At 35.1% G+C, this 14,775-nt stretch carries 17 protein-coding genes and 1 pseudogene; 14 read left to right on the forward strand and 4 right to left on the reverse strand.

Going from position 1 to position 14,775, the window contains the following annotated elements; genetic code table 11:
* Window positions 1-190: 190 nt before the first annotated feature.
* Window positions 191-820 (reverse strand): LysE family translocator, encoded by a 630-nt coding sequence (locus ACIQZD_RS24415; protein WP_402907172.1) that lies wholly within the window; start codon window positions 818-820, stop codon window positions 191-193.
* 238 nt (window positions 821-1,058) lie between these two features.
* Here ACIQZD_RS24415 and pdxR point away from each other — a divergent pair, with 238 nt between their 5' ends.
* Entirely contained in the window at window positions 1,059-2,480 is a 1,422-nt protein-coding gene (gene pdxR / locus ACIQZD_RS24420; protein ID WP_402907174.1) for a MocR-like pyridoxine biosynthesis transcription factor PdxR, read from the forward strand.
* A 693-nt stretch (window positions 2,481-3,173) separates the two neighbouring features.
* Window positions 3,174-3,971, forward strand: coding sequence for a fumarylacetoacetate hydrolase family protein (locus tag ACIQZD_RS24425; RefSeq protein ID WP_101226022.1), 798 nt, complete (start codon window positions 3,174-3,176; stop codon window positions 3,969-3,971).
* A gap of 48 nt (window positions 3,972-4,019) precedes the next feature.
* On the opposite strand, the gene ACIQZD_RS24430 is transcribed toward ACIQZD_RS24425, so the two are convergent.
* Window positions 4,020-4,718, reverse strand: a complete 699-nt coding sequence (locus ACIQZD_RS24430; RefSeq protein ID WP_402907176.1) for a DUF421 domain-containing protein — start codon at window positions 4,716-4,718, stop codon at window positions 4,020-4,022.
* Window positions 4,719-5,034: 316 nt separating this feature from the next.
* A complete protein-coding gene (locus ACIQZD_RS24435; protein WP_402907178.1) occupies window positions 5,035-6,030 on the reverse strand; it encodes a zinc-dependent alcohol dehydrogenase family protein in 996 nt (331 codons plus the stop codon).
* 253 nt (window positions 6,031-6,283) lie between these two features.
* Here ACIQZD_RS24435 and ACIQZD_RS24440 point away from each other — a divergent pair, with 253 nt between their 5' ends.
* Entirely contained in the window at window positions 6,284-6,652 is a 369-nt protein-coding gene (locus ACIQZD_RS24440) for a winged helix-turn-helix transcriptional regulator (protein ID WP_402907180.1), read from the forward strand.
* A gap of 756 nt (window positions 6,653-7,408) precedes the next feature.
* Window positions 7,409-7,906: a GNAT family N-acetyltransferase gene (locus ACIQZD_RS24445; RefSeq protein ID WP_402907182.1), complete on the forward strand. Its 498-nt coding sequence runs from the start codon at window positions 7,409-7,411 to the stop codon at window positions 7,904-7,906.
* A 93-nt stretch (window positions 7,907-7,999) separates the two neighbouring features.
* Here the strand turns inward: ACIQZD_RS24445 and ACIQZD_RS24450 are convergent, their stop codons facing one another.
* Window positions 8,000-8,239: a Na+/H+ antiporter NhaC family protein gene (locus ACIQZD_RS24450; RefSeq protein ID WP_402907184.1), complete on the reverse strand. Its 240-nt coding sequence runs from the start codon at window positions 8,237-8,239 to the stop codon at window positions 8,000-8,002.
* Window positions 8,240-8,501: 262 nt separating this feature from the next.
* Between ACIQZD_RS24450 and ACIQZD_RS24455 the strand changes: the two genes are divergently transcribed.
* From ACIQZD_RS24455 to ACIQZD_RS24500, 10 genes and pseudogenes are all read left to right on the forward strand, one after another.
* A complete protein-coding gene (locus tag ACIQZD_RS24455; protein ID WP_402907186.1) occupies window positions 8,502-8,945 on the forward strand; it encodes a GNAT family N-acetyltransferase in 444 nt (147 codons plus the stop codon).
* Window positions 8,946-8,968: 23 nt separating this feature from the next.
* Window positions 8,969-9,499, forward strand: coding sequence for a PepSY domain-containing protein (locus ACIQZD_RS24460; protein WP_402907188.1), 531 nt, complete (start codon window positions 8,969-8,971; stop codon window positions 9,497-9,499).
* A 14-nt stretch (window positions 9,500-9,513) separates the two neighbouring features.
* Window positions 9,514-9,936 (forward strand): FosM family fosfomycin resistance protein, encoded by a 423-nt coding sequence (gene fosM / locus ACIQZD_RS24465; protein ID WP_402907189.1) that lies wholly within the window; start codon window positions 9,514-9,516, stop codon window positions 9,934-9,936.
* A 36-nt stretch (window positions 9,937-9,972) separates the two neighbouring features.
* A complete protein-coding gene (locus ACIQZD_RS24470) occupies window positions 9,973-10,665 on the forward strand; it encodes an aspartate/glutamate racemase family protein (RefSeq protein ID WP_402907191.1) in 693 nt (230 codons plus the stop codon).
* 565 nt (window positions 10,666-11,230) lie between these two features.
* Window positions 11,231-11,428 carry a hypothetical protein gene (locus tag ACIQZD_RS24475; protein ID WP_402907193.1) on the forward strand — a complete coding sequence of 66 codons (198 nt, stop codon included), beginning with the start codon at window positions 11,231-11,233 and terminating at the stop codon, window positions 11,426-11,428.
* Window positions 11,429-11,750: 322 nt separating this feature from the next.
* The gene (locus ACIQZD_RS24480) at window positions 11,751-12,758 is read left to right on the forward strand and encodes a ketoacyl-ACP synthase III (RefSeq protein WP_402907195.1); all 1,008 of its coding nucleotides are present in this window, start codon (window positions 11,751-11,753) and stop codon (window positions 12,756-12,758) included.
* Window positions 12,759-13,058: 300 nt separating this feature from the next.
* The gene (locus ACIQZD_RS24485; RefSeq protein WP_402907197.1) at window positions 13,059-13,499 is read left to right on the forward strand and encodes an NUDIX hydrolase; all 441 of its coding nucleotides are present in this window, start codon (window positions 13,059-13,061) and stop codon (window positions 13,497-13,499) included.
* Window positions 13,477-13,799, forward strand: a pseudogene (locus tag ACIQZD_RS24490) (tyrosine-type recombinase/integrase); the annotation flags it as partial. The gene ACIQZD_RS24485 and the pseudogene ACIQZD_RS24490, both read left to right, overlap by 23 nt.
* A gap of 132 nt (window positions 13,800-13,931) precedes the next feature.
* Complete coding sequence (locus ACIQZD_RS24495) at window positions 13,932-14,216, forward strand: DUF3784 domain-containing protein (RefSeq protein WP_402907199.1); 285 nt, start codon at window positions 13,932-13,934, stop codon at window positions 14,214-14,216.
* A 187-nt stretch (window positions 14,217-14,403) separates the two neighbouring features.
* On the forward strand, window positions 14,404-14,505 hold the full coding sequence (locus tag ACIQZD_RS24500) for an LPXTG cell wall anchor domain-containing protein (protein WP_402907201.1): 102 nt from the start codon (window positions 14,404-14,406) through the stop codon (window positions 14,503-14,505).
* Window positions 14,506-14,775 lie beyond the last annotated feature (270 nt).

Below are 14,775 nucleotides of genomic sequence, written 5' to 3' on the forward strand. Positions count from 1 at the left end.
ATAACACTATGTTAAATTACAATGGGTGTTTGAGCGACCATCTGATAAACACAAGCACCGATAGTTAAAATGCAACACCCATTATTTAGATGGAAAAAGTATAGGATAAGTTCTGTTTTTATATTTTATATAATACCGGTAAATTTTTATAACCAGTCAATGTATCTTTATCTTCAACCTAAAGGGGAACTTAATTAGGTTTAGCGACTATTAATTTCCACCCCAGAGCTATAAAAACTACCCCTGAAATTTTATTAAGAATACTGTTGAAGGCTTTGTTATCCCTAATTGCCTTGGTTGCTATAGTCGAAAAGTATGTTACCAATACATACCACACTAACACTATTACAGCGAATGTTGAACCTAATAATAGAAATGATAATGATCCAGTTCCATTATTTGTTGATGCGAACTGAGGTAAGAATGACAAGTAGAATAGAATGTTTTTAGGATTCGCAACATTTGTTATAACACCTTGCACAAAGTGTTTCTTATTAGATACATTAGACACATTGTTTAAACTTACTCCTTCACTTTTCTTGAGAAGAGATTTAATCCCAATGTATATCAAATAGATACCGCCTATAATTTTAATAGCCGTAAATAAAACAACTGACTGGGATAAAATAATAGACAAGCCGATAGTAGAAAGTATCGTATGTACAAATGCACCTGTCGCAATACCCGCAGATGCAGCCATACCACTTGCTCTTCCGTTTGAAATACTTCTACTTAAAACGAACATAGCATCTATACCAGGTGTCGCTATAAAAATTAGTGAAGATATTAAAAATAAAGTAAAATCATGAATACCAAACATGTCAATCAACTCCAATAACTCATAAAGTCTCACCTTAGACTAGCACACAATAACAGGTAAATAGTAAACCTTGTCATAACATGTTTGCTTAAATGATTGAATTTAAAATTTCCCTTAATACATGTCTTTAATCAAAAAGCTTTTGAAGTCAATCGGTGGATATACAGAGTTTATTACAATGTTGATACCTATAAAAGGCACAGTTTATAAAAACTAAATGAGGTCAGAAGGAGGTAATATGTTAGAATTTATTCCTTTATTAGATAAGAACAATGGTGTTCCAATTTATGTGCAGTTATTTCAATATATAAAGCAAAAAATAGAAGATGGTAACATTCCGGAGGGATCGTTTTTACCTTCTGTTCGCTATTTATCAGGTCAGTTAAAAATTAGCAAAAACACAGTAGACAGTGCGTATCAACAATTGGTAGCAGAAGGATATGTAGCAAGTAGAGCCAGGATTGGTCTAATTGTACTCCCATTAGAGCAACCTGTCTTATCCTCTATATTACAAGAAATCAAACACAAACCAAAAGTACTCTTGGATAATAAGGCGGAAACATTTGAGTATGATTTTAAATACGGAGATATAGATGTAAACTCTTTCCCACACGATATTTGGAAGCGTTGTTTAACTAAAGCTTTGACAAATGAACCTGATTTATTGTTAAATCCAGGAGAACGACAGGGAGACATTGGTTTACGTAGAGAATTAATGAATTATTTATTTCAGTCACGAGGAGTTAATTGTTCTGAAGAGCAAATAGTTATTTGTTCTGGCACTCAGCACGCACTCAGCCTTATTATCCAATTATTTTCTATCGGAGACCGTTCGGTTGCTATGGAGAATCCGAGTTATGATGTGGCTCAAACAGTTTTTAATAACCACGGATGGTCAATAAAACCTATTCGGCTTGAACAAGATGGTATAGATATAGAACAGCTACAAAAGATAGATACAAAAGTAACCTATATTACGCCATCTCATCAATTCCCATATGGAATGGTGCTTCCCATTCAAAAGCGATTGTCATTATTGGAGTGGGCAAATCAAAACAGTAGCTATATCATAGAAGACGATTATGACAGTGAATTCCGATATCAAGGTCAACCAATCCCTTCTTTAAAAGCTTTAGATGAAGAAGATAATGTTATTTATTTAGGAACATTCTCTAAATCCTTTTCTCCTGCTGCAAGAGTAAGTTATATTGTCTTACCACAAAACTTAATAGACGTATACAATCATACGTATGTTAATTACAATCAATCCGTTTCACCTATTATTCAAAAGGGATTATATATATTTATGAATGAAGGACATTTTACAAGTCATATTCGAAGAATGAGAAAAGTTTACCAAAAAAAACATCAAACACTTATAAATGCATTAAATAAAAATATGGGGAGACATATAGAAATAATTGGACAAAATGCAGGGCTTCATCTGTTGGTAAGAATTAAAAATAATATGTCTACAAAAGATTTAGTGAAGAAAGCCAAAAAATTTGGTGTAAGTGTTTACGACCCATCTTTTTATTGTCTAAATGAAAAAGAAATTGAACCATCATTAGTTATGATAGGTTTTGGAGGAATTTCAGAAGAAAAAATAGATAAGGGGATCCTGTTACTCCAAAAAGCTTGGTTTTCTAATGAAAGTTAAAAGTAAAAAACATCTATAATTGTTCCAATTGGATAGTGCAAGAATAATGGAAATAAGAAGAATAGGAAAGGATGAAGAGTTTCACTTTATAATGAATTAGAAGTGGAAACAGAAAAAAAACATCCGAAGTAGGGCTTGAGACTATAACTCTAGAGTTAACTCCTACCACTGTTATAACTGGATTTTCACACAAAACCATTCAAGATAAAAAACCAACTTCATGACTTAAACTAAGGTTGTTTCTTCAATTAGGAAGGCTGCCGAGGCTACCTTTTCTTATGGCACTACCGAGGCAGGTTAGCTGAATAAGGGACGAATTACCAGTACAAAAGTTTTGATATTTTGAGATAATCAATAAGCACCAAGACTTTGATTTGTGAAGATTGGCTTGGTTTTAGGTATGTATAAAATTAAGTAAACATTTCATGGGGAATGTTTACTAGGTCTACCAATCGGAATATTTATTGCGGCCTTTATAAGGCAATACACAGATAAAATTACATATAAATTGTAGGTTCCATAAAATAAATAGTTAAATAACTTAAGCTTAATTAACTATAGGTCGGTTTAGGTGAAGTGTGAGTCGCGACGAGAGCTCTTTTTTCACGTAAAAGAACAGGCATGTTATAGTATAGTAGAACCGGATTTTATATGATCTGTGGTAATCTTAATCATCAAAGGAGTTTATTCATAATGCATGTGCTACAAAAAACACAAAAAATAGTTCGCTATCAGAATCAACAGGGCAAAATACATTACGGTATTGTTGAGGATGACATGATATTACAACTGTCCAGCAGTTTTGCTGAACTTGTCAACAAGGAAATAAAGTATGACGGGGTCGAGCTGAAATATAGTGACGTGAAAATCTTGGAACCTGTAAAACCTTCGAAAGTGGTTAATTTCGGCTGGACATATGCTGGTCATGCGAAGGAAACTGGGGGAGAGGCAAATCTTGTTGAACCATTTCTATTTTTAAAGCCATTATCTTCGCTTATTGCAGACAAGGAGAATATTATCCTTCCTCCAAACGAGCTATCCAACCAAGTGGAACTTGAAGGGGAAGTGGCACTTGTCATTGGAAAGCGCGGAAAAAACATTAAAGAAGAAGATGCGCTTGATTATGTATTTGGTTGCACGATATTTAATGATGTCACAGCAAGAGATCTAACAAAAAAAGATCCACAATTTACGCGGGGCAAAGGATTTGATACATTCGGACCTTTGGGACCGTGCATCGTTACCGGGGTGGATCCAACAAATTTAAGGATTGTGACCACTTTAAACGGCCGTGTTGTCCAAGACGGAAATACCAATGAAATGTCTCTAAGCATTCCGTTTCTAATCAGCTGGCTTTCACAGGTAATGACACTGGAGCCCGGTGACATTTTGGCCACGGGTTCACCATCTGGCAGCTGCACGATCAAGTCGGGGGATGAAGTCGTTGTTGAAGTCGAGAATATCGGTCGGTTATGTAATGGTGTCCAGTAAGATTTGCTGGAATTCTTAATAAAAAGTTAACAAAGATCAGAGCTGCCTTTAAGGCAGCTTTTTCTTTTTTGGGGAATATGGCTGTATAAAGAATCCATCTGTTTCTGACCATTCTCCATATAGGATATCCTCTATTGTTGTATAATTTTTTTTCTGAAGCCCTTCCAGAAGCCATTCTTTTGATTTTTTCACGGATTGAAGTTCTTCCTCTTTTATTTGGCCTTCCTCAATTATTAAGATAGAAGGGGCTTCATCGACAGGATCGAGGCCAAGCATATCCGGTGTGACGCTTCCTGCCTTAGTATGAAGCTTTACACTTATGTCCCCGCCAGGCTCAAGATATAAATCACGCACTTCCCGGAGAGTAAACACACCTTGTTTCCGCAGCATGGTTCGAACCTGTTCAAGATCCAGATGATTTTTTTTCATTTGTTTAATATCCAATTCGCCATTACGAATAATCAAAGAAGGTTGTCCTTTGAGCAATTTTTTCATGCGATCACTTTTTTGAGCGCAGACCTCTATGATATAAACAGAAATTCCCCAAAGGCAAATTGCAAATAGAATCTTCCAAATCGACACTTTTTCATCGTAAATGCCTTCTTCTAGAATGCCGCCTAATACTAAAGCGTAAATAAAATCAAAAGGAGTCACTTGAGACATTTCTTTTTTGCCAAGAAGTCTTGTCACTGCCAGGAGTCCAACCAGCCCAATCCCAAGCTTCATTGCTATTTCCAGATAAATCATTTTATCACCTCATCTTTTTTTCCTTTTCTCCCTTTTAACTATCATTTAAACCAAATAGTACCTGGTTTTTATTTCACACTCAGATGAAGTAAAGGTTTCCATGCTTAGCGCACCGATTTCACCTTTCTTTCTGTAAAATAAAGAGTACCCAGCATCAGAAGCGATATTAACAGTCGGCAAAAGTAAACTTCTTAGGAACTAAATGAATTTTTCTTGAAGTATAGATCAGTGGAATAAAATAAAAGCAGACGATACAGTGAGGATCTATAGAGATTCTCACTGTATCGTCTGCTTTTGAATGAACATTGAAATAAAATTACCAATTATTTTTCAAAACAACTTTTCCTATCGCTTTGCCTGACTCCAAGTACTCATGGGCTTTTGAGACTTCTTCAAACGTAAACATGTTTGGGTCCACAAGCGGGCGCAGCTTACCTTCCTCAACCACACTGGCAACCTTCTTCAAAATTTCTCCATATTGCTTATGCATGTCCTTGTTTAATATCTTCAACAACATAAAGGTAACATGTAGGGAGAGTCCCTTTGAATGCACGGGGGAGAGGTCATGAGTGGAACGAGCAGCAATGGCTGCTACTGTTCCATGTACCGCGGCTGCCTCAAAAGAGCGATCAAGGTTTTCTCCACCTACCGTGTCAAACACAACGTCAAAACCTTTTCCGTCTGTATATTTTTGTACATAATCGTGAACGCTTTCTTTTCGATAATTAATAGTTACATCTGCACCAAGACGCGTGCCAATTTCCAGCTTCTCTTGCGAAGAGGCAGTTGTATAGACTGTCGCGCCTCCCCATTTGGCTAGCTGAATGGCAATGTGTCCTACACCGCCTGTGGCTGCATGGATCAGTATATCTTGTCCAGGGACAAGATTTGCCCGATTAAATAAAGCTTCCCATGCGGTAATGGCAACCAGAGGTAAAGCAGCGGCTTCTTCCATCGTCAAATTTTCCGGCTTGTGAGCAAGTAAATCAGCATCTGCCAGCATAAACTCCGCAAGTGCACCGCCAGTCCCTTTAAAACCACCTGCGCATCCAAACACTTCATCGCCAACTTTAAACTCAGTCACTCCTTCACCCACTGCAGATACCAAACCTGCCACATCCCCATGTAAAACTGCTGGAAACTCGGGGGCAACGGCCGGAACTGCTCCAGCACGGACTTTCGTATCAATAGGATTTACACTTGAAGCCTTGACTTGAATAAGTACATGTCCAGGTATTAATTCGGGTTTTGAAATCTCTTTAAATTGAAATACGGATGGATCACCAAATGATTGAATAATTTGTGCTTTCACTCAAATCACTCCTATTTATTTTTTTATGGGAAAATGTCTCGTCACTATTCATGGTTAGGATGAATTAAAGCAAGCAGATTTTTTGATAGTAACATCTTTAAATGGTATGAAAAGTACGAATATTTAGTCTTTACTTGCAAAATCAATGATACTTTATATAATATAAAATTAAAAGTACGCACATTTTTGTTGAATAGGATAAAATTTGTAATATAGTATACAATTTGATACTTAAAAAGATTGGGGTGTCAATATGAAGGAATTTAAAGCGGAAAAGTGTCCCGATACCACTGCTTGTCCTGTTGCAGTTACAGTAGATGTGATAGGAGGCAAATGGAAAGGGATCATATTATATAACTTAATTTCCGGCCCTAAACGTTTTAACGAATTAGGGAGACTTATGCCCTATACCACAAAACGTATGATAACGTTGCAACTTCGGGAATTGGAACAAGATGGTATTGTCCATCGTGAAATATATCGCGAGATTCCTCCAAAAGTTGAATATTCCCTTACTGCTTTTGGAGAAACATTAAAACCTATTATTTACCTGATGCGAGATTGGGGAGACATGTACGGAAATGAGGTATTAATGAAACGAAAGATCTCGGAAAATATGTAGCATAGATTGGGGTCTCCACCGACAAAACCAGAAAGTTGGCTTTCAGCTTATCCATGACTTAGCATATTTTATTACTATTATATCAGTGGGGGTAGCGGGTTATCATGGTATTTGGCGATGGTGGTGCCAATACTTTTTTTATGTCATCCTAACTATGAGTTTTTCATAAAGGATAATGCCCATAGTGTTTGTAAAGGTAAGCATTATATCTATATTAGTTGAAGAGTGAGCTGCCATATAGGCAGCTTTATTTTTATTGTTACAAAGGGTTTTTATCTTCATAAATGAGCTGAAATTCCGATATAAATGGTGAGTGAATGTTAAAAATTTATAGCTTTTTAGGAGATGTAAAGAATTGGAAATTAAAACGAGGTTGATAACTACAGTATCCATTCTTATGCAGGAGATGATTTCTCATTTCAAGGCTTAAATATAAAAATATTTAAATCTTGGTATTTGTCATACCAAAAAAGTTAATCATAATAGAGATACAGCATTTATTGATTAACAAATAAACTGTATTTTTTTGTTCCCCAGTCCATCTCTCAAATACAGTGAGCAGACTGGAAAAAGCACAAACAAGAATGTGAATAATTGTACTTGAACAAAAGGGTGCGTTAGCGAAAGATCCGTGCTGTCTTTAAGGCAGCTTTTTCATTATGTGGGGCAGGTTAGCTATAGAATTAATAACGTGAAAATGACCTTAATGATAAAATTAGTTTAAATAGATTTTTACATCATTAAAGGGGGAGAAGGATGGAAATTCGTTCAGTGAAAGGGTCAGATTACTATGCAATATCTCCACTAATCAATGAATGGTGGGGCGGAAGGCAAATGTCTGATATGTTGCCGAAATTATTCTTTGATCATTTTACAAATACAAGTTTCATAGCCGAAAAGGAAGGAAAAATAGTCGGTTTCCTAATAGGGATTCTATCTCAATCTCAATCTGATGAGGCTTATATTCACTTTGTCGGAGTGCATCCTGAATACAGAAAAAACGATATCGGAAGACATTTATACAATCAATTTTTTAATGTCGTTAATCAAAATGGCCGCAATGTTGTCCGTTGTGTAACGTCTCCTGTCAACAAATCTTCAATTGCCTATCATAGCAAGCTGGGATTTGAAATTGAAGAGGGAGATAAAATAATTGATGGTGTTTCAGTTCACTCTGACTATGACGGACAAAATCAAGATAGAGTTTTATTCGTGAAACAGTTATCAAATTACAAGGATTTACAATATTCTTAATGAAAAAAGGTCGACCAGTAAAAGTTACTGGTCGACCTTTTTTTCATAGAATCCATTATATCTGTAAGGCAGGGCTGTCAGCTAAAGTGTTTTTTATTCATTGCTTATCTTTTTCTGCATAAACGGTTTTTCTTCTGGATTTTCTTTATCCTCATTCAAGTTTCCTTTTTCCTTAAATATTGCAAATCCCGTTATTGCGTAGATTATTGCAAGAATAGGTGTTAAGACGGCTTGATAAGCATAAGGGAAAAAATCCAAAGTCGAGACTCCTAATACCCCTGATAAATAAATGGCAGTTAACGACCAAGGAACGAGATAGGAAAAAGTGCACATTTGACTGCATTCTTAATGCTGCCTAGAATAGCACTTACAATACCTATTCTTTGTAATATTTCTCTTTAAAACCTCATAATTATCTAATCTGCTCATTGTATTCTCCTTCATGATTCTGTAGTTGTCTGGTGTTTCAGGTATTTTCTGCTTCTTAGGCAGCTCTTCTTTTATGGTCCTATAGGAACAGGTTAGTTCAACAAAGATAATATATAATTTGGATTAATATACAAAATTTTAATGAAAATAGAAGGGAAGCGTGAAAATGACAGAAATGGTACCACTGACATCGGAAAATTTGGAGCTATGTATCGAACTCTACATGAACGTTTTTAATCGTGAACCATGGAATGAAAGATGGACATATGAAACGGCTAAAGAGAGACTTTCCGACTTATTGCATACGCCTAAATTTCTTGGCTTTTTATTTCATGTTGATCAAAATCCTGTTGGTTTTGTTGCTGGAAATAGTAAGGTGTCTTATCAAGGTTTAACTTATTACTTGGCAGAGCTTTGTGTGAATAATGAATTGCAAGGCAAAGGGCATGGCTCAAAAATGCTTCATTCTTTAGAAGATGAACTGCAAAAGAGAGAGATTAAAAGTCTATATTTATTAACGGCTAATGACGGTCTTGCAGAAGCATTTTATCTGAAAAATGATTATGTTGTAAATGAAGATAGGGTGGTTATGAAGAAAATTTTATTTTGAAAAGTAGTCAAGGGGTGATGGAATTGTCGAAATCTGTAAAGTTGTATCAATTAAGCCGAAAAATACATAAATGGACTGGTTTGGTTTTATCCGTTTTTTTTATGTTCATCGCAGTCACAGGCCTCGTGCTTGTTTATATGATACCACTCGGAGTGGCTGATGAGTTAAGGACGGGGAAAGAGGCGAGTCCAGATCAAGCGATACCTATGGAGAAGGTCGTGTCCATTGCTACGTCTCAGGATCTTCCAGGTGCGGACTCGGTTGAAGATATATTTAGAATTGAATATAGACCAAGTGCAAATGTGTACCAGGTTCGCTTTAATAACGGTCAAGGTGTTCAAATAGATGTAAGTACAGGAAAAGTGTTATCCACAAATCCAGATTACTCGACTTTCCTGATTACTTTGCATGATGGATCCTTCTTTGGCGATTGGTATAGATACAGTATCCTCACAATGACCGGTTTATCCTTAATCCTGCTGTCATTTTCCGGGTATTACATGTTCGGGTATCCTCTCTATAAGCGTCTAATGGCGAATAAAAGGCAATCTTAATATGAGGTGGTTATGTGTCTATAAAAGGTGTGAATCACTTTTTATTTTCAGTTTCTGATTTAGAGAGTTCCATAGAATTTTATCAAAAAGTTTTTGATGCTAAATTGTTAGTTAAGGGGAGAAACACTGCCTATTTTGATTTGAATGGAATGTGGCTTGCCCTGAATGTAGAAAAAGATATTCCCCGTAATGAAATAAGCCAATCATACACACATATCGCTTTTTCCATAGAAGAAGCTGACTTTATGAACATGTACGAGAAACTAAAGCTATTGAATGTAAATATCCTGTCAGGTCGTCCAAGAGATGAAAAAGATAGGAAATCCATTTATTTCACTGATCCTGATGGTCATAAGTTTGAGTTTCATACAGGTACTTTACAAAATAGAATAGATTACTACAAAAAAGAAAAAGCACATATGGAGTTTTTCGACTAATAAGTAAGCTATTTTCAAATGAAGAGGGGAATATTCATGAAAACTATTGGTCTTATTGGCGGTATGAGCTGGGAGTCATCGTTAGAATATTATCGAATCATTAACGAAGAAGTAAAAGCCAAATTGGGAGGATTGCATTCAGCCAAGTGCATTTTATATAGCGTGGATTTTGAAGAAATCGAACGCTACCAAGCAGACGGGGATTGGGAAAGCTCCGGTAAATTATTAGGCGATGTGGCTCTTTCTTTGGAAAAGGCAGGTGCCGAAATGATTGTAATTTGTACAAATACGATGGATAAAGTGATTGGATATATTGAAGAAAAAGTCAGTTTACCGATTTTACACATTGCTGATTCAACAGCAAAACAAATTCAAAAGTCTAAAATCAGTACGGTTGGTTTACTTGGCACTAAATATACGATGGAGCAATGCTTTTATAAAACACGAATTGAGTCTAATGGTATCAAGGTTTTGATACCAATTGATGAGGATAGAAAAGTCATCAATAAAGTAATTTATGAAGAATTATGTTTAGGGAAAATTCAACAATCATCAAGAGATTATTACAAAAACGTAATCAAGGGGTTAGTTGATGATGGAGCGGAAGGATTAATACTAGGCTGCACAGAAATTGGATTACTAATAAAACCAGAGGATTCAGAAGTGCCATTATTTAATACGGCTGTAATCCATGCCATTGAAGCCGTTAATATGGCATTAGAAAAATGAATTGATTAGACACAGTAATAAGGATGGTTGCTTCGGCAGCCTTTTTTCGTGGAGTAAAAGGGGTAGGATAAAAAAACAGGAAATTTTTAACTAAATAAATGGAATTATGTGTTAAAGTTTTACTAGAAGATTTGGGACTCAAATTTAAAGGGAGATAAAGTTGAGAAATGTAATATATATAATTATTACTATTTTAATTTGGATCTTATCAGGAACATTTTTGTACATCCATAGTAAAGGGAGATGAATGTTAGTCCTTGGGGGATGCACAATTTCGTTAATATAACGATACAAATAGCAGTTATTCTATTACCGGTAATTGGACTATTTTTGGGAATTCTTATTAAGAAAAGATTCATAAAGTACGTAATGATTTTAGGGTGCTTAATAAACATGTATTATCTGTCCATTCCATTTACCTTTGCTTGGTTAGATTACTTTCAGGTCATTTAATACGGTAGAATACTTTTTGCTACAATATCATGCTTAAGCTGTCCTTATGTAGCTAATTAGTCAAAATGCAAATGATATGAAATTTAAATTGCAGTAAAGGAGAAGGTTAGATTTGATAAAGATAGATACTGTTTTTTCATATGTTCTTCTCGGTGTGATTGTTTTTTACGCCTTGGAATGGGTAGCTGTTGGTTCAGGTTTCGGGGTACTCGTTGGCGGGAGTTTTGGTTTACTTTTATTTATAGCCAATCATATTAGTGAAAATCAAAAAAACATGGGTAATACGGAAGAAACTGATGACAAGCAATAAATATTAATATACTAGACTAACGGGTGCTTTACATCTTATAACAGGGTTGCTGTAGCAGCTCTTTTTCTTATGGAACTAAAGGGGCAGGTTAGTTCAACAAGGATAATAAAATGACCTCAGTGTTGATAGACAAATACTGAGGTTATTTTTAAAAAAATGCATTATTTACAATAATGTTATTTAAAAACTCCTGTCATGTTATTCATCAATCGGTCGGAAATTGAATAACACTTGGTAGCTAAATTGATTTTTAATAATATAAATTGTTATAATTAGTACCAGGTGTTAATACTAACTTCTAATAAAATGTGGGGTGGTTCGTATGATAGGGGCAAGAATAACAGCTATTGGGACATATGTACCCGAAAAAAAATTAACAAATATTGAGCTTGAACAAATGGTCGAAACAAATAATGAGTGGATTATTCAAAGAACAGGAATACATGAACGTAGAATAACTCGTCCTGATGAATTTACCAGTGATTTATGTGTATCTGCTGTAGAAGATTTAATGCACAGATATAATAAAAAAGTCGAAGATGTAGATATGATTATTGTGGCAACAAGCACACCAGATTTTCCATTCCCATCTGTCTCAAGTATCATACAGGACAAATTAAATATATCCCAAACAGGTGCCATAGATTTAAGTGCAGCTTGTGCAGGATTTGTTTATGCATTACATACAGCACACAGTTTAATTTCTTCTGGGCATCACAAAAAAGTACTAGTTATTGGGGCAGACACAATCTCAAAAATTACAGATTATACCGATAGAAGTACATGTATTTTATTTGGTGATGGTGCTGGTGCAGTATTAGTTGAAAGGGATGAACAATTAAATAATTTTATTGGATTCCACCTAGGAAGTGATGGGAGAGGAGCACAACATGTCTATCGTCCTGGATTATCAAAAAAGGTCAATGGGATTGAGTTAATCGATACTCAATATCTTGTACAAAATGGTAGAGAAGTTTTTCGATGGGTTGTAAGGAATGTTCCCGTTAGTATAAGACAGATTTTAGAAAAGACGCAAACGAGTCTAGACCAAGTTGATTGGTTTATACCTCATAGTGCTAATTTAAGGTTGATAGAGCCGATTTGCGAAAAGTTAGAATACCCGATTGAAAAAACCCTTTATAGCTTAGTCAACTTTGGAAATACCTCTGCTGCAACAATTCCTTTAGCTCTTGATCTTGGAATCCGTGAGGGAAAAGTTAAAAATGGAGATCGAGTACTTATGTACGGTTTTGGATCTGGTTTAGTTCACGCTGGACAACTTTTAGAATTAAATTTTGACGAACAAATTAATACTCCTACACCGTTGTGATGTATACTAAGAAATTATTTAGTAAGTCCAGTGTTCAAAGCGACTATGAGATTAGTGTCTTGCGCCCAGTAAACCTCCCCTATACAGTGGGGGTTTTTATTTTTTTATCCACGAACTGGACAAGGAAGTCATTGAGAGCTTATCAGTCAAAAGCTGGAACATTAATAAAATGAAAAATATTGCTTCACCTTAAAAAAACAGGTACTTACTTCAATAATTAGGTTGCTGAGGCAATCTTTTCTGCGGGGCAGTTAGTTCAACAACGAAAATGGAAATATAAGTTACTGAGAAGGTGGGAAAATGGTTAAAATTTTTGGAGAAAAAATTGATGGTCTTGATTATCAAATAAGAAAAGGTGTTTATGCAATAGTTTTCAATTCTGAAAATGATAAAATTTTAACTGTCAAAAATTCCAAAGGACATTATTTTTTACCTGGTGGTGGAATTGAAAATAATGAAGGTAATCAAGAATGTCTGGAAAGAGAAATGCTAGAAGAAACGGGTTATAAAGTGTCGATAGGTTCTTTTATAGGCAATGCAAAGAGATATTTTCAATCCACTAAAAATGAACCACTAATAAATGACGGATATTTTTACTTGGCAAAATTGTTAGATAAAATACAAGAACCAATTGAAACTGACCAATTTATAAAATGGATAGATATTGAAAGTGTTCGAGAACTCCTTGTTCACGAACATCATTGTTGGGCGGTAAATAAGGGTTCCAAAATACTTGTCTGAAGAGGAATTTGAACATTTGCGGGAAGCTTGTCATACAACATTCGAAAATGCTTTATTTGAGTTTATGTATTCAACAGGATGCAGAATTGGTGAAGCAATAACTCTTGATAGGACCTCAATCAATTTCACTAATCAATCTGCAATTGTATTAGGTAAAGGACATAAACCAATTTAGTGAATAATGGATCGCCTCTAGAAGTGATTCAAAATTTAATGGGTCATGAAAAAAGTGAAACCATAAAAATTTATGCATATCTAAGTGGTGCAATGCGGAGAGACTTGTATAGAAAGTATTTTTAAGGGACCGAGGGTCCTTTTTATTTTGTTCTTAATACACTAACGGGGCAGGTTAGTTGAAGAAAAGGGAACTTTTACCTTTTTGGTTCGTATAAAAAAGTAGCAGGAAATAAAGTGTCCTTTGGGGGTGAAAAGGTGGATTATGGATTATTGGTAATTGGTATAGCTCTTTTACTTGTGTCGTACTTAGTAGCTGTGAAAAAGCAAACCTGGTTATTAGCAGGATTTAATGAAAAGATGATAAAAAATAAGTCCTTATTAGGTACAGTAACAGGTGGAACTTTTTTTCTACCGTTAGGATTGTTAGTAGTTGTCAATAGTTTTATTGACTATCCTTATGAATTAACGGTTCTTATAATTGCTATGTTGATTTTATTAACAATTGTGTACGTATTTATCAATAGAAGGTTACTTGATTAATTCAACTAAAAGGTACTATAGCTTTAATGAGCTGTGACGATCACGATCAGCTCTTTTTCTTATGGAGCTATCGGGGCAGTTTAGTTTAATAAGACTTTTAGAATCAAACTACCAGTTGAAACCTTTTTAGGGAAAATCTCGTATATAGATTTAGGAAAATGTTTATTTAGAATAGGAGGAACAGGTTATGTTAGGGGATATTATATATCAAGTTATTATTTTCGGAGGTATGGCATTAATTTTAGGTGTTTTTGGTTATTTATTTTTTAAGAGGACCAAGAAAAGCTAATTAAATTTCTAATTCAAGTAACGGGTGCTTTACTTCATTACCAGGAGCTGATCTTCAGCTCTTTTTATATTCAACAACGGGGCAGGCTAGTGGAAGAAGTCACAAAGAAAGAGAACATAATAATTATATGCTCTTTTGACTTATCATTTGAATAAATAGCAATTGCAAGCACCATTGTCAGAGGTCCCATTCTAACACCAACATCAGAATTAGATTCAAAATAGGTCCAATAGGGATCAGTTTCCCAGTAAATCCAGCGCTATGTCAGCG

The organism is Peribacillus sp. NPDC096447, assembly GCF_044762725.1.
GTDB lineage: Bacteria > Bacillota > Bacilli > Bacillales > DSM-1321 > Peribacillus.